Raw genomic sequence first — 19214 nt, forward strand, 5'->3', positions numbered from 1 at the left:
CGTGGGCTCACGGATCCCTCCGGTCCTCCGCCCCGAGCATCCGACCCCCCGGTCGCTGGCCCAGCTGGTGCGCGAGTTCGACCTCGAGCACCACGGCTCCGTCGACGGCGTGGACCTCACGGGCGTGACCGTCGTCTCCTCGGAGGTGCAGCCGGGCGACCTCTACGTGGGGCTGCGCGGGGCGAAGCGGCACGGCGCCGAGTTCGCCGCCGACGCTCGCGAGGCGGGCGCCTCCGCGCTGCTCACGGATGCCGAGGGCGCCGCGATCGCCGCCGACGCGGGACTGCCCGTCGTCGTCGTGCCGTCGCCGCGCGAGGCGCTCGGCGAGCTGGCGGCGTGGGTCTACCGCACGCAGGAGAACCCGCCGCTGATCTTCGGCGTCACCGGCACGAACGGCAAGACGTCGATGTCGTACCTGCTCGAGGGCATCCTCCGGCAGCTCGACATCGTCACCGGCCTCAGCTCCACCTCCGAGCGCCACATCGGCGACCTCAGCGTCGTCAGCCGCCTCACGACGCCGGAGGCGAGCGAGCTGCACGCGCTGCTGGCGCGGATGCGGGAGGCCGGCGTGCGCGCCGTCGCGATCGAGGTCAGCGCGCAGGCGCTGAGCTGGAACCGGGTCGACGGCATCGTGTTCGACGTCGTCGGCTTCACGAACCTCAGCCACGACCACCTCGACGACTACGCCGACATGGAGGAGTACTTCCGGGCGAAGCTCGCGCTGTTCGAGCCGGATCGTGCCCGCCGCGGCGTCGTGTCGCTCGACACGCCGTGGGGCGCCCGGGTCGTCGACGAGTCGCGCATCCCGGTCACCACCATCTCCGCCACGCCCGGCGTCGAGGCGGAGTGGACCGTCGAGGTGCTCGACGAGTCCGCCGAGCGCACCGCGTTCCGCCTCACGGGCCCCGAGGGCCGCACGCTCGAGACGAGCGTGCCGCTCATCGGCTGGCACATGGCCGCCAACGCCGGGCTCGCCATCGTGCTGCTCGTCGAGGCCGGCTTCGAGCTCGGCGTGATCGGCCAGGCGCTGGAGGCCGACGGCGGCATCCGCGCCTACCTCCCCGGCCGTACCGAGCGGGTGTCCGGCGACCGCGGACCCGCGGTCTTCGTCGACTTCGGCCACAGCCCCGACGCCTTCGAGAACACCCTCGCCGCCGTGCGCAAGTTCACGACCGGCCGCACGATCATGGTGTTCGGCGCCGACGGCGACCGCGACGCGACGAAGCGGCTCGAGATGGGCCGCGTCGCGGCGGAGGGCAGCGACGTGCTGGTCATCACCGACCACCACCCGCGCTTCGAGGACCCGGCGTCGATCCGCGCGACCCTGCTCGAGGGCGCGGCCCTCGCCGAGCACCAGCCGGAGCGCACGCTCGAGGTGAGCCCGCCGGAGGCCGCCATCCGCGCCGCCGTCGACCTCGCGACCGAGGGCGACTCGATCCTCTGGGCCGGTCCCGGCCACCAGGACTACCGCGACATCCGCGGCGTGCGCACCGAGTACTCGGCGCGCGACGAGGCCCGCGCGGCCCTGCACGAGGCGGGCTGGGCGTGATCGCGCTCGAGCTGGCCGAGGTGGCGCGCATCCTCGGCGGACGGCTGGTGTCCGGCTGCGCCGACTCCGCGACGGTCGTGGCCGGCAGCGTGCAGACCGACTCCCGGCTGGTCGAGGAGGGCTCGATCTTCTTCGCGCTGCCGGGCGAGAGCACCGACGGCCACCTGTTCGCGCCGACCGCCGTCGAGGCGGGCGCGGCGCTGCTCGTCGTCGAGCGCGAGCTCGACGTCGAGACCCCGCAGATCGTCGTGGCGGACGGCGTGCTCGCGCTGGCCGACCTCGCCCGTGAGGTGATCGCCCGCATCCGCGCGCTCGGCCGCCTCCGCGTGGTCGGCATCACCGGCTCGAACGGCAAGACGACGACGAAGAACCTGGTCGCCGCGATCCTGTCGGCCGTCGGGCCGACCGTGTTCCCGCAGGCCTCGTTCAACAACCACGTCGGCGCCCCGATCACCATGCTCAGGGCCGACGAGCAGACCGAGTTCCTCGTCGTCGAGATGGGCGCCTCGGCCCCCGGCGAGATCGCGCGCCTCGTCGGCATCGTCGTGCCCGACGTCTCGGTCGTGCTCAAGGTCGGGCTCGCGCACGCCGGCGGCTTCGGCGGCATCGAGGCGACCCAGCGCGCGAAGGCCGAGATCGTCACCGCGCTGCCGGCCACCGCGGCCGCCGTGCTCAACACCGACGACCCGCGCGTCGAGGCGATGGCGGGGGAGACCGCCGCCCGCATCGTCCGCTTCGGCACCGGCCGAGCCGCGGACGTGCGCGCGGAGGACCTGTCGGCGGACGCCGCCGGCACCTCGTTCACGCTCGTCGCGGACGGCGTCTCGAGCCCTGTGCGCCTGCGGATCCTCGGCGAGCACCACGTGCTCAACGCCCTCGCCGCGCTCACGGTCGCCCGCGAGCTCGGCGTCGACCGCGACGGCGCGATCGCCGCCGTCGAGGCCGTGCCGCGCGCGGAGCGCTGGCGGATGGAGCTGCTCGAGCGGCCGGACGGCGTGAGCGTCATCAACGACGCCTACAACGCGAGCCCCGACTCGACGGCCGCGGCGCTGAAGACGCTCGCCCAGCTCACCCGCGACGGGCGGCGCTCGATCGCCGTCCTCGGCGAGATGAGCGAGCTCGGGGAGTACGCGGACGAGGAGCACGACCGCATCGGCCGGCTCGCCGTCCGCCTCGACATCAAGCAGCTCGTCGTCGTCGGCGCGGGCGCGCGCCACATCCACAACGCGGCCGGGCTCGAGGGCTCGTGGGACGGGGAGTCGCTCGCCGTGCCGGACCAGGACGCCGCCTACGATGTGCTGCGTGGACTGCTGCGGCCGGGTGACGTCGTGCTCGTGAAGTCGTCGAACTCCGCCGGCCTGCGCTTCCTCGGAGACCGGATCGCGGCGGCCGCCGCGGTGCCGGCCGCGCCGGGCCGGTCCGCAGCAGGGGAGGACGCCTCGTGATCGCCCTCCTCGTCGCCGGTGCCGTCTCGATGGCGTTCACGCTCTTCCTCACCCCGCTGTTCATCCGGCTGTTCCGCCGTCTCGGCTGGGGCCAGTTCATCCGCGACGACGGCCCGCAGACGCACCACGCGAAGAAGGGCACGCCCACGATGGGCGGCATCATCTTCATCCTCGGCACCGGGGTCGGCTACCTGGTCGGGCATCTCGTCGCCCGCGAGCCGTGGACGCTCGTCGGCATGCTCGTGTACTTCCTGATGTTCGGGCTGGGCGCGGTCGGCTTCGTCGACGACTTCCTCAAGACCCGCAACCAGCGCAGCCTCGGGCTCGGCGGCTGGGCGAAGATCATCGGCCAGGTGATCGTCGGCACCGTCTTCGCCGTCGTCGCGCTGATGTACCCGAAGGACGAGAACCAGCTCTCCGCCGCCTCGACGAAGATCTCGTTCCTGCGCGACATCGACTGGCTCGACCTCGCCGTGTTCGGCACGGTCGGCGCCGTCATCGTGTTCGTGATCTGGACGAACGTCATCGTCGTCTCCGCCTCCAACGCGGTGAACGTGACCGACGGACTCGACGGACTCGCGACCGGCACCGCCGTGTTCTCGATCTCGGCGTACCTGTTCATCGGCTTCTGGCAGTTCAACCAGTCGTGCTTCAACCCGAACCTCGACGACGCCGTCGCGTACAAGTGCTACGAGGTGCGCGATCCGCTCGACCTCGCCGTGATCGCCGCGGCCATCGCGGGCAGCCTCGTCGGCTTCCTCTGGTGGAACACGACGCCGGCGCGCATCTTCATGGGCGACACCGGCTCGCTCGGCCTCGGCGGCGCGCTCGCCGGCCTCGCGATCCTCAGCCGCACCGAGCTGCTGCTCGTGCTCGTCGGCGCCCTGTTCCTCGCGGTGACCGGCTCGGTGATCGTGCAGCGGGCGTACTTCAAGATCACCCGCGGCAAGCGCATCTTCCTCATGAGCCCGATCCATCACCACTTCGAGCTCAAGGGCTGGGCCGAGGTGACGATCGTCGTGCGCTTCTGGATCATCGCCGGGCTGTTCGTCGCCCTCGCGGTGGGCATCTTCTACCTCAACTGGATCAGCATCTGATCGTGCGCGACCTCGCCGCCCTGACCAGCTGGCACGCCGACTGGCGCGGCCTCCGCGTCGCCGTGCTCGGGCTCGGCGTCACCGGGTTCTCCGTCGCCGACACGCTCGTCGAGCTCGGCGCCGAGGTGCTGGTCGCCGCGGCGCACGGCTCCGACGAGCACCTCGGGCTGCTCGAGGTCATCGGCGCCGGCTGGGTGGAGGCCCCCGACGCGGACGGCGTGCCGCCGGAGCTCGCGGGCTTCGGCGCCGAGCTCGTCGTCGTGTCGCCGGGCTATCCGCCGTCGCATCCGCTGCTCGCCTGGGCGGCCGAGCAGGGCCTCCCGGTCTGGGGCGACATCGAGCTCGCCTGGCGGGTGCGCGACAAGGTGCGCGCGGCCGAGTGGATCTGCATCACCGGCACGAACGGCAAGACCACGACGACCCAGCTCACGGCGACCATGCTCGTCGCGGGCGGGGTGAAGGCCGCGCCGGCGGGCAACATCGGCATCCCGGTGCTCGACGCCGTGCGCGATCCGGAGGGCTTCGACGTGCTCGTCGTCGAGCTCTCCAGCCATCAGCTGCACTGGCTCGGCCGGAACGCGGGCGGTGCGATCGCGCCCCTCGCGAGCGTCTGCCTCAACCTCGCCGACGACCACCTGGTCTGGCACGGCTCGGCCCGGGCCTACCGCGACGCCAAGGCGAAGGTCTACGCGAACACCCGCGTCGCGTGCGTCTACAACCTCGCCGACGAGGCGACCATGGTCATGGTCGAGGAGGCGGAGGTGCAGGACGGCTGCCGCGCGATCGGCTTCGGCCTCGGCATCCCGAGCCCGTCGAACCTCGGCATCGTCGAGGACGTGCTCGTCGACCGCGCCTTCCTCGACGACCGCCGCTCGTCGGCGCTCGAGCTCGGCACGCTCGACGACCTCCGCGGAGCCGGCCTCGCGTCGCGCCACATGGCGCAGAACGTGCTCGCCGCCGCCGCGCTCGCCCGCGCCGCCGGGATCGCGCCGTCCGCCATCCGCGACGCGGTGCGGGGCTTCCGCGTCGGCCCGCACCGCACCGAGACGGTGCTCGTGCACGCGGACGTCACCTGGGTCGACGACTCGAAGGCCACCAACGCGGATGCCGCCGCCGCCTCGCTCGGCGCGTTCGAGTCGGTCGTCTGGGTCGTCGGCGGCCTGCTCAAGGGCATCGACATCGCGCCGCTCGTGCGCGACCACGCCCCCCGGCTCCGCGCGGCGGTCGTGATCGGGGTCGAGCGGGAGGCGGTGCGCGACGCGTTCGCGCGACACGCGCCCGGCGTCCGCCTGGTCGAGGTCGAGGAGCCCGACACTGATCGGGTGATGCCCGCGGCCGTGGCCGCGGCGCAGGCGCTCGCCCGCCCGGGCGACGTCGTCCTGCTCGCCCCGTCGGCGGCATCCATGGACCAGTTCACGGACTACGCGGACCGCGGGCGGCGATTCGCCGACGCGGTGCGGCAGCAGGCAGAGGGGGGAGCCCGTGACCACGATGCGCCGGCCGGCGGCTCCGACGAGGACGCCGCGCACGACGGCACCGGGCTCGACGACCGCGGCTCGGACGAGCCCGGCGGCAAGCCCGGCTCCTGAGCGCGAGCCGCTGCGGTCCGGCGGCAGCGGCGGACCGGGCGGTCCGCGACGCGGGCCGCGCGCGGTCGTCGCCGTGCGGAAGCTGTTCGCCGCGGAGACGCCGGAGTACTTCCTGCTGCTCGGCACGACGCTGTTCATGGTCGTCTTCGGGCTCGTCATGGTGCTCTCGTCGTCGTCGGTCGAGGCCGGCCGCGACGGCGGCAACTTCTTCAGCCGCTTCCTGAGCCAGGGCAGCTTCGCGCTCATCGGCATCCCGGTGATGCTGCTGTTCGCGCGCGTGCCGCAGCGCTTCTGGCAGAAGTGGTCGTGGCACTTCGTCGCGATCGGCGTCGGCCTCCAGCTGCTCGTGTTCGTGCCGGGCCTGAGCTACGACTACGGCGGCAATCAGAACTGGCTCAAGATCGGCGGGTTCACGGCCCAGCCGTCGGAGCTCGTCAAGCTCGCGCTCGTCGTGTGGCTCGGCAGCGTGCTCGCGAAGAAGGCCACGCCGATCGCCACCTGGCGCCAGATGCTGCTGCCGATCGGCCCGGTCATCGCCGTCGCGATCGGCTTCGTGCTGCTCGGCAAGGACCTCGGCACGGCCACGATCATGTTCGCGATCGTGCTCGGCGCGCTGTTCTTCGCCGGCGCGCGCCTGCGGCTGCTGCTCGCCTCGCTCGTGGTCAGCGTCGGCTTCGCCGTGCTCTTCTCGATGACGAGCGAGAACCGGCAGAACCGCATCCAGGCCTGGCTCGACGGCTGCCAGAGCCCGCGCTGGGCGGCGCTGCAGTGCTACCAGACGCTGCACGGCTGGTGGGCGCTGGCCGACGGCGGGGTCTTCGGCGTCGGACTCGGCAACTCGCGCGGCAAGTGGAACTGGATCCCCGAGGCCGACAACGACTTCATCTTCTCGATCATCGGGGAGGAGCTCGGGCTGGTCGGCGCCGTGCTCGTGGTGCTGCTGTTCGCGCTGCTCGCGTTCTCGTTCATCCGCATCATCCGGATGCAGCGCGACCGCTTCCCGATGCTCGTCACCGCCGGCGTGATGGTCTGGATCATCGCGCAGGCCTTCGTCAACATCGCGGTCGTGCTCGGCCTGCTCCCGGTGCTCGGCGTGCCGCTGCCGCTCATCTCCAAGGGCGGCACGGCGCTCATCACGACGCTCGGCGCGATCGGCATCGTGCTCTCGTTCGCACGACGGCGACCGGAGCCGCTGCCGAGAGGGGCCACGGCCCGGTGACCGTCTACCTGTTCGCCGGCGGGGGCACCGCCGGCCACGTCAACCCGCTCCTGGCCACGGCCGACCGGCTGCGCGAGCGCGAGCCCGGCGCCGAGGTGCTCGTGCTCGGCACGGCCGAGGGCCTCGAGGCGCGGCTCGTGCCGGAGCGCGGCTACGAGCTGCTCACGATCCCGCGGCTGCCGTTCCCGCGTCGTCCCGACGCCGCCGCGCTGCGCTTCCCGGGCGCGCTGAAGGCCTCCGTCGACCGGGTCCGCGCCATCCTCCGCGACCGGCACGTCGACGTGGTCGTGGGCTTCGGCGGCTACGCGGCCGCCCCCGCCTACCTCGCCGCGCGCGCGGAGTCGGTGCCGCTGGCGCTGCACGAGCAGAACGCGAAGCCGGGCATCGGCAATCGCCTCGGCGCCCGCCTCACGACGCACGTCGGCGTGACCTTCCGCTCGACGCCGCTACCGCACCGCACGCTCATCGGGCTGCCGCTGCGCCGCGAGCTCGAGCGCATCGACCTGCCCGCTGCACGTGCGGAGGGCCAGCGGATGCTCGGCCTCGACCCGCTGCGCCCGGTGCTGCTCGTCACCGGCGGCTCGACCGGCGCGAAGCGCCTCAACGAGACCGTGTCGCAGAGCATCGCCACCGTGCTCGGCGCCGGCTGGCAGGTCGTGCACCTCACCGGCTCCCGCACGCCGGTGGCCGATCCCGGCCTCGCCGGCTACTCGATCCACGAGTACGCGGACCGGATGGACCTCGTCATGGCCGCCGCCGACCTCGTCGTCTCGCGGGCCGGGGCCGGCACCGTCGCCGAGCTGACCGCGCTCGGACTGCCGGCGGTGCTCGTGCCGTACGCGGCCGGCAACGGCGAGCAGGCCTTCAACGCGCGCGACCTCGTCGAGGCCGGGGGAGCCGTGCTCGTCACCGATGCTGCGTTCACCCCCGACTGGGTCGAGACGGAGCTCGTCGGGCTGCTCGCGGACCGCGCGCGCATCGCCGACATGGCCGTCCGCTCGGGCGCCCTCGGCGTGCGCGACGCCGCCGACCGGATGGTCGACCTCGTGCACGCCGCCCGCGACGGCGCGGTGCAGGCCGCCGCGACGCGGGGCGGGACCGCGCCCGACGGCGGCGGGCGCGCCGCCGACGTAGGGTCGGACACGTGATCGCCCCGGACCTCGACCTCGAGCTGCCGGAGACCATCGGCGCCGCCCACTTCGTCGGCATCGGCGGCTCCGGCATGAGCGGCATCGCCCGGCTGTTCCTCGCCGCCGGCCACCGCGTGACCGGGTCGGACGCGCGCGAGAGCGATGCCGTCCGCACCCTGCGCGAGCTCGGCGCCGAGGTCGCGATCGGCCACGACGCGGCGAACCTCCCGGCGGACGCCGAGGTCGTCGTCGTCACCGGCGCGCTATGGCAGGACAACCCCGAGTACCGCGCCGCGCTCGACCGGGGGCTCCCGGTGCTGCACCGTGCCAACGCGCTGCACTGGCTCTCGCGTGGGCAGCGGATCGTGTCCGTCGCCGGCGCGCACGGCAAGACCACCTCGACCGGCATGATCGTGACCGCCCTGCGCGAGCTCGGCGCCGATCCGAGCTTCGTCAACGGCGGCGTCATCCAGGGCTACGGCACGAGCGCGGCGTTCGGCACCGGCGCCGAGTGGGTCATCGAGGCCGACGAGTCGGACGGCTCGTTCCTGCTCTACGACACGGCCATCGCGCTCATCACGAACGTCGACGCCGACCATCTCGACCACTACGGCTCGACCGCGGCGTTCGAGCAGGCGTTCGTCGACTTCACGCAGGCCGCCCGCGAGCTCGTGGTGGCCTCGGCCGACGACCCCGGGGCGGTGGCCGTGACCGCGCGGCTCGAGGGCAAGCGCGTGCTCACCTTCGGCCGCAGCGACACGGCCGATGTGCGCATCCTCGCGATCGAGGAGGGCGCCGCCGTCGGCTTCCGGATCGCCTACGCCGGCACCGAGTACGCGGCGAGGCTCGCGGTGCCGGGCGCTCACAACGCGGTCAACGCGACCGGCGCGTTCACGGTGCTCGTCGGCATGGGATTCGAGCCGGCAGCCGTGCTCGCCGGCCTCGAGCTGTACGCGGGCGCGGGCCGCCGCTTCGAGCTGCACGGCGAGGTGCACGGCGTCCGCGTGTTCGACGACTACGCGCACCACCCGACCGAGGTCGAGGTCGCGCTGCGCACCGCGCGCTCCGTCGTCGGGGAGGGACGCGTCATCGCGGTGCACCAGCCGCACCTCTACAGCCGCACGCAGCTCATGGCCGGCGACTTCGCCGAGGTCTACGAGCGGCTCGCCGACCACACGGTCGTGCTCGACGTGTTCGGCGCCCGCGAGGACCCGATCCCCGGCGTCACCGGCGCGCTCGTCTCCGAGCGCTTCGCCGACCCGACGCGGGTCGCGTACCTCCCGGACTGGCAGGAGGCCGCGGAGCACGTCGGCCACGTCGCGCGCCCCGGCGACCTCGTCATGACGCTGAGCTGCGGCGACGTGTACCGGATCATCCCGCAGCTCCTCGGCGCCCTCGACGCGCCCGGCTCGGGAGCCGCCGCGCGATGAAGCGGCCGGAGGGCTTCGACCGGCCGGCCGAGCCGGCGCGTCCCGCCGAGCGGCCGACGGGACGACCCGCCCGGCGCGGATCGTCGACGAGCGCCGCGTCGACGGGTGCCCCGTCGACGGCGACGACCGGAGCGTCGACGACCACCGCGACGCGGCCGTCGACGCCCTCTTCTCCGCCGGAGGAGCCACGACCGTCCTCCCGCCCGGCCCGCAGTCCGCGTCCGCCTCGCACCCGCTCGCCGGAGAAGGAGGCCGCCGCCCTGCTCAAGGCCGCGCAGCGGGCCCGCCGGCGCGAGGAGCAGCGGGAGGTGCGCCGCTTCACGCGCGGCGCCCGCCGCCGTCGCGCCGCCTGGATCTCGTCCGGGCTCGTGCTGCTCGCGCTCGTCGGCATCCTGGCCGCCGCCGTCTTCTCGCCGCTGCTCGCGCTGCGCCATATCCAGATCGACGGCGCCTCGCGGCTCGACGCGACGCAGCTCGAGCAGGCCGTCGACGGCCAGCTCGGCACCCCGCTCGCGCTGCTCGACCGCGACCGCATCACGCGCGAGCTGCGGCCGTTCTCGCTCATCCGCAGCTACTCGACCGAGATCGTGCCGCCCGACACCCTCGTCATCCACGTCGTCGAGCGCACCCCGGTCGGCGTGCTCGAGTCGGACGGCGGCTTCCAACTCGTCGACCCGGCGGGGGTGCCGGTCGCCGAGAGCCAGGGGCGGCCGGACGGCGTGCCGCTGATCCAGCTGCCGGCCGGCAAGGGTGTCGACGCGCCCGCGTTCGCGGCCATGTCGGAGGTGCTGCTCGCGCTGCCCCCCGACCTGCTGGCTCGCGTGGACACGATCTCCGCCACGACGCCGGACGACGTGCGCTTCGTGCTGCGGGGCGGCACGCAGACCGTCGTGTGGGGCACGGCGGACGACTCCGCGGCGAAGGCGCGCACGCTCGCCGCGATGCCGGAGTACCGGGCGGGCTCGTCCGGCACCTTCACGGTCACCTCCTCGAGCACCGCGATCTTCCTCGCCGGCTGACGGTCCGCCCCCGCCTTCGACGAGATGGGGCACAGATTCCCCGCGACACGCGCCGCGCCTGGGGCGCGCGCGGGGGAGCGGCACCTACCGTGAACCCAGCATCTCAAATCGTGAGCAAAACTTCACCTTCTAGTTGAGGTTGAGGGTTTACTCGAAGGGGCCGGACGTGACTTCCAACCAGAACTACCTCGCCGTGATCAAGGTCGTCGGCATCGGCGGCGGCGGCGTCAACGCCGTCAACCGCATGATCGAGCTCGGCCTCCGCGGCGTCGAGTTCATCGCGATCAACACCGACGCCCAGGCGCTGCTCATGAGCGATGCGGACGTCAAGCTCGACGTCGGCCGCGAGCTCACCCGCGGCCTCGGCGCCGGCGCGGACCCGGAGGTCGGCCGGCGCGCTGCCGAGGACCACGCGGAGGAGATCGAGGAGGCGCTGGCCGGCGCCGACATGGTCTTCGTCACCGCGGGCGAGGGCGGCGGCACCGGCACCGGCGGCGCCCCCGTCGTGGCCCGCATCGCGAAGTCCATCGGCGCCCTCACCATCGGCGTCGTCACGAAGCCGTTCGGCTTCGAGGGCAAGCGCCGCCAGCAGCAGGCCGAGCAGGGCGTCGCCTCCCTCAAGGACGAGGTCGACACGCTCATCGTGGTGCCGAACGACCGGCTGCTCGAGATCAGCGACCGAGGCATCAGCATGCTCGAGGCGTTCAGCACCGCCGACCAGGTGCTCCTCGCCGGTGTGCAGGGCATCACCGACCTCATCACGACCCCCGGCCTCATCAACCTCGACTTCGCCGACGTGAAGAGCGTCATGCAGGGCGCCGGCTCCGCGCTCATGGGCATCGGCGCGAGCCGCGGCGCCGACCGCGCGATCAAGGCCGCCGAGCTCGCCGTCGCGAGCCCGCTGCTCGAGGCGTCGATCGACGGCGCGCACGGCGTGCTGCTCTCGATCCAGGGCGGCTCGAACCTCGGCATCTTCGAGATCAACGACGCCGCGCGGCTCGTGCAGGAGGCGGTGCACCCCGAGGCGAACATCATCTTCGGCGCCGTCATCGACGACACGCTCGGCGACGAGGTGCGCGTGACCGTGATCGCCGCCGGATTCGACGGCGGCGAGCCGACGCAGAAGGCCGTCGGCCCGATCTCGATCGACGCGGGCGTCGCCACGGCCGACGAGCCCGCCACGAGCGCGGCCCTCGCGAGCGCCGCGCCGCCGAACCCGGCCGAGGCCGCGCCGGCCTGGACCCGCGCGCCCGAGCCGAGCGCCCCGGCGCCGGACCCGCAGTTCTCGGACGACGACGACGACCTGGACGTGCCGGACTTCCTGCGCTGACCGAGGACGCGGGACGGGAGCGGCACGTGCCGGACAGCGGGCGACCGGATCCGCCGCGCCCCGACCCCGATCCCGGCCTCGCCGAGCGTCTCGCGACGACGGATGCCCGGATCGCGGACGCCGCGCGGGAGGCCGGACGCGACCCCGCGGAGCTGACCCGCATCGTCGTCACGAAGTTCCATCCGGCGCGGCTCGTGCGCGACCTGCGCGCCCTCGGCGTCCGCGACGCGGGGGAGAGCCGTCACCAGGAGGCGTCAGCGAAGGCCGACGAGCTGGCCGACCTCGACGTGGTCTGGCACTTCGTCGGGCAGCTGCAGAGCAGGAAGGCCCGGCCCGTGCGCCGCTACGCGCACGTGCTGCACTCCCTCGACCGCGACTCGGTCGTCGACGCCCTCGCGGAGCCGGGTGAGGAGGGACGCATCGACGCGTTCCTGCAGATCGACCTCGGCGCCGATGCCGCCGGCGGGCCCGGACGCGGCGGCGCCGCGCCGGACGACGCCGAGCGGCTCGCCGAGCGCATCGCCGCCGCCCCCGGCCTGCGCCTCCTCGGCGTGATGGCCGTGGCGCCGCTCGGCGAGGAGCCGCGCCCCGCGTTCGCGCGCCTCCGCGCCGTCTCCGAGCGGGTGCGCGGGGTCGCCCCCGGGGCCGATGCGATCTCCGCCGGGATGTCACAGGACTTCCGCGAGGCGGTGCTCGAAGGCGCGACACACCTCCGCATCGGGACGGCAATCACGGGAATCCGACCCGAACGCGGTTAATCTGGCGGCGATCACCGGGATATCGGAGGAACAGATGGCGAACCCGCTGCGCAAGACCATGGTCTATCTCGGCCTGGCCGACGAGGACTACGACGAGCAGCCGGTCGAGGCTCCTGCTGAGGAGGCCGCGGCGCCGGCTCAGCAGGCCCAGCGTGCTCCTGTGACCCCGCTCCGCCGCCCCGTGCCCGTCCGAACGCAGGCCCCCGCTGAGATGAACGAGATCCTCACCGTCCACCCGCGTCAGTACCGCGACGCCCGCACGATCGCCGAGAGCTTCCGCGAGGGCATCCCGGTCATCATCAACCTGAGCCAGATGAGCGAGGGCGACGCCCGCCGGCTCATCGACTTCGCGTCGGGGCTCTCGCAGGGCCTCTACGGCAAGATCGAGCGCGTCACGAACAAGGTGTTCCTGCTCTCCCCGCAGCACGTCGCCGTCAGCGGCGACCAGGGCGAGGCGGACTCCGAGGTCGAAGCCGCGTTCTTCGCCCAGTAGCCCGGATCCGACGAGTCCTGAGCCGTTCCGCGGCCGTCCAGCGCGTCGTCGGTATCCTGGTCTGCGTGGCGCCCGGTCGCGGGAGCCTCTGACGTTGCCAGCACCGATCCCCGCTGGACACCGAGAGAAGTGAGAAGGTCCCGGTCATGCCCCTGACACCCGAAGACGTCGTCAGCAAGCGCTTCAACTCGACCAAGTTCCGCGAGGGCTACGACCAGGACGAGGTCGACGACTTCCTGGACGAGGTCGTCGTGGAGCTGCGCCGTCTCAACGCCGAGAACGACGAGCTGAAGCAGCGCCTCATCGCGAGCGAGGCCCGCATCAACGAGCTGCAGCGCAGCGGCGGCTCGTCCGCCGAGGCCGCGGCCCCGTCGGCCGTGCCCGCCCCGATCCCGGCCGTCGAGCCCGAGCCCGTCCCCGCCGCGCAGGCGGAGGCCGTGGCCGAGCCGGTCGCGGAGCCGGAGCCGGTCGCCGAGCCCGTCCCGGTCGTCGAGCCGGAGCCCGTCGCCGCCGTGCCGGCGCCCGTCGCCGGTGGTTCCGAGGCCGACGAGACCACCTCGACGAACGACCTGCTCAAGCTGGCGCGCCGTCTGCACGACCAGCACGTGCAGGAGGGCATGGAGAAGCGCGACGCCCTCATCGCCGAGGGCCACTCCACCGCCGCCAAGCTCGTGTCGGACGCCCAGGAGCAGTCCACCGCGCAGCTCGCTGCGCTGGAGGAGCAGAAGACGACGGTCCTCGGCTCGCTCGAGGAGCAGAAGTCGAGGCTCGAGGGGTCGATCGAGCAGCTCCGCGGCTTCGAGACCGAGTACCGCGCGAAGCTCAAGAGCTACATCGAGGGCCAGCTGTCGGAGCTGAACTCGTCGGGTGACACCGTCGCCCCCTCGTCGCCGACCGGCGAGGTGCCCACGACGTCGGCGCCCTCGTCGTCGCCGACCCCGTTCGCGGCCGCCGCCGCGCCGGGAGCGGCGCCGCAGCGCGCCGACGCCAGCGGCTTTGCCGGAAACGCCTGACGCGTCCGTCGCGGACCCGGGCCCCGTCGGGGTCCGGGTCCGCGCGCGCGTGCTCGTCCTGCTCTTCGGCCTCGCGATCGCCGTGCTCGCCCTCGACCAGGGCGTCAAGGCCGCGGTCGTCGCCGGGCTGCGGCCCGGCGTCGCGTACCCCGTGATCGGCGAGCTGCTCCAGTTCCGCTACGTCACCAACTCGGGCGCGGCCTTCTCCGCGCTGAGCGGCTCCACCTGGGTGCTCTCGCTCATCGCCCTCGGCGTCGTCGTGTTCATCGTCTGGTTCGCGCGCCGCATCCGCTCGTACTCGTGGGCCGTCGTCTTCGGCGTCGTGCTCGGCGGCGCGCTCGGCAACGTGACGGACCGGATGATCCGGCCGCCCGGCGTCGGCCGCGGCCACGTCGTCGACTTCATCCAGGTGCAGTACTTCCCGGCGATCTTCAACATCGCCGACATCGCCGTCTGCGTCGCGATGGGCCTGTTCATCCTGCTCACGCTCCGCGGGGTCCGCCTCGACGGCAGCCGGCACGTCGCCGCGCCGACGCCGGCGGACGGCGAGGACGCCGCAGCGGACGCGGTCGAGACCCGCGCGACCGACGAGCGTCCGGCCGGCGACGACGGCGCGGACCGCACCCGGAGCGCGGGGGAGTGAGCGAGTCCCGCTCGCTCCCGGTGCCGGACGGCCTCGCGGGCGACCGCGCCGATGCGGCGCTGGCCCGGCTGCTCGGCTTCTCGCGCTCCTTCGCCGTCGAGGTGATCGAGGCGGGCGGCGTGCGGCAGGACGGCGCGCTGCTCGGCAAGTCCGACCGGCTGTCCGCCGGCGCCTGGCTCGAGGTCGAGTGGACGCCGCGCGGCGAGCCGACCGTCGTGCCGCAGCTCGTGCCGGGCTTCGAGATCGTCCACGACGACGACGACATCGTCGTGATCGACAAGCCGGTCGGCGTGGCCGCGCATCCGACGACCGGCTGGGACGGCCCGACCGTGCTCGGCGCGCTGGCCGGCGCCGGCTACCGCATCAGCACCTCGGGCGCCGCCGAGCGCCAGGGCATCGTGCACCGGCTCGACGCCGGCACGAGCGGGCTCATGGTCGTCGCGAAGAGCGAGCGGGCCTACACGGAGCTCAAGCGGGCGTTCCACGACCGCGACGTCGACAAGGTCTACCACGCGGTCGTGCAGGGGCATCCGGATCCGCTCGCGGGCACCATCGACGCGCCGATCGGACGGCACCCCGGCAGCTCCTGGCGATTCGCGGTCACCGCCGACGGCAAGCCGAGCGTCACGCACTACGAGACCCTCGAGGCGATGCGCGCGGCGAGCCTGCTCGAGGTGCACCTGGAGACCGGCCGGACCCACCAGATCCGCGTGCACATGGCCGCCCAGCGGCACCCCTGCGTCGGCGATCCGCTCTACGGATCCGACCCGACGCTGTCGGCCCGTCTCGGCCTCGCGCGGCAGTGGCTGCACGCGAAGGAGCTCGCGTTCGCGCACCCGGGGACCGGCGACGAGGTGCGCTTCACCACGGGCTACCCGGACGACCTGCAACACGCCCTCGACGTCCTGCGGGCGGACTGACCCGCGCCTAGACTGGGCTCTCCCTCGAGCCCTTCGGAGCGGTGAACTTGTCGTCGAGCGATTCCTTCGTGCACCTGCATGTGCACACCGAGTACTCGATGCTGGACGGCGCCGCCCGGGTCGGCGAGCTGATCTCCTCGGCCGCCGAGCAGGGCATGCCGGCCATCGCGATGACCGATCACGGCAACATGTTCGGCGCGTTCGAGTTCTGGAAGGCGGCGACCGCGGCCGGCATCAAGCCGATCATCGGCACCGAGGCGTACATCACGCCGGGCACCGAGCGCGGCGACAAGACCCGGGTGCGCTGGGGCCGGCAGGACCAGTCGCAGGACGACGTCGGCGGCGCCGGCGCGTACACGCACATGACGCTGCTGGCCGAGTCCACGCAGGGCATGCACAACCTCTTCCTCGCATCGAGCTACGCGTCGAAGGAGGGCTACTACTTCAAGCCGCGCATGGACCGCGACCTGCTGTCGCGGTACTCGCAGGGCGTCATCGCGACCACCGGCTGCGTCGGCGGCGAGGTGCAGACGAAGCTCCGTCTCGGGCTCGTCGACGAGGCCTACAAGGCCGCCGCAGAGTTCCAGGACATCTTCGGCAAGGAGAACTTCTTCGCCGAGATCATGGACCACGGCATCCCGATCGAGCGCCGCACCATGACCGAGCTCATCGCCCTGGCGAAGAAGCTCGACATGCCGCTGCTGGCGACCAACGACCTGCACTACACGCACCAGCACGACGCCGGCGCCCACGCGGCGCTGCTCTGCGTGCAGTCCGGGTCGACGCTCGACGACCCGAACCGCTTCAAGTTCGACGGCGAGGAGTTCTACCTCAAGTCGCCGCAGCGGATGCGCGAGCTGTTCCGCGACCACCCGGAGGCCTGCGACAACACGCTGCTCATCGCCGAGCGCACCGACATCGCCTTCGACACGAGCGCGAACTACATGCCGCGCTACCCGGTGCCGGAGGGCGAGACCGAGGGCACCTGGTTCGTCAAGGAGGTGCAGGCGGGGCTCGAGTACCGCTACCCGGACGGCATCCCCGACGAGGTGCAGAAGCAGGCCGACTACGAGATCGGCGTCATCACGCAGATGGGCTTCCCGGGGTACTTCCTCGTGGTCGCGGACTTCATCAACTGGTCGAAGGACAACGGCATCCGCGTCGGACCGGGCCGCGGCTCCGGCGCCGGCTCGATGGCCGCCTACGCCATGCGGATCACCGACCTCGACCCGCTGCGGCACGGCCTGATCTTCGAGCGCTTCCTCAACCCGGACCGCGTCTCGATGCCCGACTTCGACGTCGACTTCGACGACCGGCGCCGCGGCGAGGTCATCCGCTACGTCACCGAGAAGTACGGCGACGCCCGCGTGGCGCAGATCGTCACCTACGGCACCATCAAGGCCAAGCAGGCGCTGAAGGACTCCTCGCGCGTGCTCGGCTTCCCGTTCGGCATGGGCGAGAAGCTCACCAAGGCGATGCCGCAGGCCGTCATGGGCAAGGACATCCCGCTCACCGGCGTCATCGACTCGAGCCACGAGCGGTACAAGGAGGCGAGTGAGCTCCGCGCCATCATCGAGACCGACATGGAGGCGAAGCAGGTCTTCGACACCGCGCTCGGCCTCGAGGGCCTGAAGCGCCAGTGGGGCGTCCACGCCGCCGGCGTGATCATGTCGTCGGAGCCGATCGACCAGGTCATCCCGATCATGAAGCGGGAGCAGGACGGCCAGATCGTCACGCAGTTCGACTACCCGGCCGCGGAGTCGCTCGGCCTCATCAAGATGGACTTCCTGGGGCTGCGCAACCTCACGATCCTCTCGGACGCGCTCGACAACATCCGGTCCAACCGCGAGGTCGAGCTCGACCTGGAGCACCTCGAGCTCGAGGACGAGGGCGCATACCAGCTGCTGCAGCGCGGCGACACGCTCGGCGTGTTCCAGCTCGACGGCGGGCCGATGCGCTCGCTGCTGCGCCTCATGAAGCCGGACAACTTCGAGGACATCTCCGCCGTCATCGCGCTGTACCGCCCGGGTCCGATGGGCGCCGACTCGCACACGAACTACGCGCTGCGCAAGAACGGCGCGCAGGCGATCACGCCGATCCATCCGGAGTTCGCCGAGTCGCTCGCGGACATCCTCGAGACCAGCTACGGCCTGATCATCTACCAGGAGCAGGTCATGGCCATCGCGCAGCGGGTGGCGGGCTTCTCGCTCGGCCAGGCCGACATCCTGCGCCGCGCGATGGGCAAGAAGAAGAAGTCCGAGCTCGACAAGCAGTTCGAGGGCTTCCAGGCCGGCATGCACGCGAACGGCTACTCGCAGGCGGCCGTCGACAAGCTCTGGGAGATCCTGCTCCCGTTCTCCGACTACGCGTTCAACAAGGCCCACTCGGCCGCGTACGGTGTCATCTCCTACTGGACGGCGTACCTCAAGGCGCACTACCCGCAGGAGTACATGGCGGCGCTGCTCACGAGCGTCGGCGACGCCCGCGACAAGCTCGCGCTCTACCTCAACGAGTGCCGTCGCATGGGCATCACCGTGCTCGCGCCCGACGTGAACGAGTCGATCGGCTTCTTCTCCGCGGTCGGGCAGGACATCCGCTTCGGCCTCGGTGCCGTGCGCAACGTCGGCAGCAACGTGGTCGAGCTGATCCGCGCCGCCCGCGAGGAGAAGGGCGCCTTCACCTCGTTCCACGACTTCCTCCGCAAGGTGCCGATCCCCGTCGCGAACAAGCGCACGGTCGAGTCGCTCATCAAGGCGGGCGCGTTCGACTCCCTCGGCTCGACTCGGCGCGCGCTGCTGGAGATCCACGAGGGCGCGATCGAGACGGAGGTGAAGCGCAAGCGCGAGGAGGCCAACGGCCAGGTCGGCTTCGACTTCGGCTCGCTGTTCGACGACCTCGAGCAGTCCGAGGACCAGGTGCCGGTGCGCCCGGAGTGGGCGAAGCGCGAGAAGCTCGCGTTCGAGCGCGACATGCTCGGCCTCTACGTCAGCGACCACCCGCTCGCCGGCCTCGAGCTGCAGCTGGCGAAGCTCGCGTCGACCTCCATCACCGACCTGCTCGCCTCCGAGTCGGCCACCGACGGCGACATCGTCGTCGTCGCCGGCCTGGTCACGAGCGTGCAGCACCGCGTGGCCCGCAACTCCGGCAACCAGTACGGGGTCATCAGCGTCGAGGACTTCGGCGCCGAGATCCAGGTCATGTTCATGGGCAAGACGTATCAGGAGTTCGCGCCGGCGCTGGCGGCGGACTCCGTCGTCGCCGTCCGCGGGCGCGTCAGCATCCGCGACGACGGGATGAACCTCCACGCGGTGAGTCTCAGCGTGCCCGACACCGGCACCTCGCTCGGCTCCGGCCCGCTCGTCATCTCGATGCCGGAGCAGCGCGCCACGACGGACGTCGTCACGCAGCTGGGCGACGTGCTCATCCGGCACGCGGGCGACAACGAGGTGCGCCTGCGGCTCGTGCGCGGCGACAACGCGCGGATGTTCGAGATCCCGTTCCCGGTGCGGGTGACCGCGGATCTCTACGGCGAGCTGAAGGGCCTGCTCGGCCCGAACTGCGTCGTCTGAGGCGCGGCGC

General features: G+C 72.5%; 15 protein-coding genes. All 15 read left to right on the forward strand.

All coding sequences use genetic code 11. The annotated features are described in order from the left end of the window. The first annotated feature begins 1 nt into the window (after nt 1). The 15 genes from AC1RSJ_RS06510 to dnaE all read left to right on the forward strand — a co-directional run bounded on the left by AC1RSJ_RS06510 (nt 2) and on the right by dnaE (nt 19204). Nucleotides 2–1549 (forward strand): Mur ligase family protein, encoded by a 1548-nt coding sequence (locus AC1RSJ_RS06510; protein ID WP_493117531.1) that lies wholly within the window; start codon nt 2–4, stop codon nt 1547–1549. Beyond that, nucleotides 1546–2994, forward strand: a complete 1449-nt coding sequence (locus AC1RSJ_RS06515; RefSeq protein ID WP_493117532.1) for a UDP-N-acetylmuramoyl-tripeptide--D-alanyl-D-alanine ligase — start codon at nt 1546–1548, stop codon at nt 2992–2994. The genes AC1RSJ_RS06510 and AC1RSJ_RS06515 overlap by 4 nt, the downstream gene beginning before the upstream one ends. After that, the gene (gene mraY / locus AC1RSJ_RS06520) at nt 2991–4091 is read left to right on the forward strand and encodes a phospho-N-acetylmuramoyl-pentapeptide-transferase (protein ID WP_493117533.1); all 1101 of its coding nucleotides are present in this window, start codon (nt 2991–2993) and stop codon (nt 4089–4091) included. The genes AC1RSJ_RS06515 and mraY overlap by 4 nt, the downstream gene beginning before the upstream one ends. Then, nucleotides 4091–5680: a UDP-N-acetylmuramoyl-L-alanine--D-glutamate ligase gene (gene murD / locus AC1RSJ_RS06525; protein WP_493117715.1), complete on the forward strand. Its 1590-nt coding sequence runs from the start codon at nt 4091–4093 to the stop codon at nt 5678–5680. The genes mraY and murD overlap by 1 nt, the downstream gene beginning before the upstream one ends. A 73-nt stretch (nt 5681–5753) precedes the next feature. Further along, on the forward strand, nt 5754–6899 hold the full coding sequence (ftsW, locus tag AC1RSJ_RS06530; RefSeq protein ID WP_493117534.1) for a putative lipid II flippase FtsW: 1146 nt from the start codon (nt 5754–5756) through the stop codon (nt 6897–6899). Then, nucleotides 6896–8047 carry a UDP-N-acetylglucosamine--N-acetylmuramyl-(pentapeptide) pyrophosphoryl-undecaprenol N-acetylglucosamine transferase gene (locus AC1RSJ_RS06535; RefSeq protein WP_493117535.1) on the forward strand — a complete coding sequence of 384 codons (1152 nt, stop codon included), beginning with the start codon at nt 6896–6898 and terminating at the stop codon, nt 8045–8047. Before ftsW ends, AC1RSJ_RS06535 begins: the two co-directional genes overlap by 4 nt. Beyond that, nucleotides 8044–9459 (forward strand): UDP-N-acetylmuramate--L-alanine ligase, encoded by a 1416-nt coding sequence (gene murC, locus AC1RSJ_RS06540; protein WP_493117536.1) that lies wholly within the window; start codon nt 8044–8046, stop codon nt 9457–9459. Before AC1RSJ_RS06535 ends, murC begins: the two co-directional genes overlap by 4 nt. Further along, complete coding sequence (locus AC1RSJ_RS06545; protein WP_493117537.1) at nt 9456–10478, forward strand: cell division protein FtsQ/DivIB; 1023 nt, start codon at nt 9456–9458, stop codon at nt 10476–10478. Before murC ends, AC1RSJ_RS06545 begins: the two co-directional genes overlap by 4 nt. Before the next feature lie 166 nt (nt 10479–10644). After that, nucleotides 10645–11808, forward strand: a complete 1164-nt coding sequence (ftsZ, locus tag AC1RSJ_RS06550; RefSeq protein ID WP_493117538.1) for a cell division protein FtsZ — start codon at nt 10645–10647, stop codon at nt 11806–11808. A 26-nt stretch (nt 11809–11834) separates the two neighbouring features. Beyond that, on the forward strand, nt 11835–12566 hold the full coding sequence (locus AC1RSJ_RS06555; protein WP_493117539.1) for a YggS family pyridoxal phosphate enzyme: 732 nt from the start codon (nt 11835–11837) through the stop codon (nt 12564–12566). A gap of 34 nt (nt 12567–12600) precedes the next feature. Next, complete coding sequence (locus tag AC1RSJ_RS06560) at nt 12601–13059, forward strand: cell division protein SepF (protein ID WP_493117540.1); 459 nt, start codon at nt 12601–12603, stop codon at nt 13057–13059. A 146-nt stretch (nt 13060–13205) separates the two neighbouring features. Then, entirely contained in the window at nt 13206–14072 is an 867-nt protein-coding gene (locus AC1RSJ_RS06565; RefSeq protein ID WP_493117541.1) for a DivIVA domain-containing protein, read from the forward strand. Between the two features lie 49 nt (nt 14073–14121). Continuing rightward, a complete protein-coding gene (lspA, locus tag AC1RSJ_RS06570; protein ID WP_493117542.1) occupies nt 14122–14715 on the forward strand; it encodes a signal peptidase II in 594 nt (197 codons plus the stop codon). Beyond that, nucleotides 14712–15635 carry an RluA family pseudouridine synthase gene (locus AC1RSJ_RS06575; RefSeq protein WP_493117543.1) on the forward strand — a complete coding sequence of 308 codons (924 nt, stop codon included), beginning with the start codon at nt 14712–14714 and terminating at the stop codon, nt 15633–15635. The genes lspA and AC1RSJ_RS06575 overlap by 4 nt, the downstream gene beginning before the upstream one ends. Nucleotides 15636–15733: 98 nt before the next feature. Further along, nucleotides 15734–19204: a DNA polymerase III subunit alpha gene (dnaE, locus tag AC1RSJ_RS06580; protein ID WP_493117716.1), complete on the forward strand. Its 3471-nt coding sequence runs from the start codon at nt 15734–15736 to the stop codon at nt 19202–19204. The last annotated feature ends 10 nt before the right edge of the window (nt 19205–19214 follow it).

This window comes from Schumannella sp. GW821-FHT10F01 (assembly GCF_058809295.1).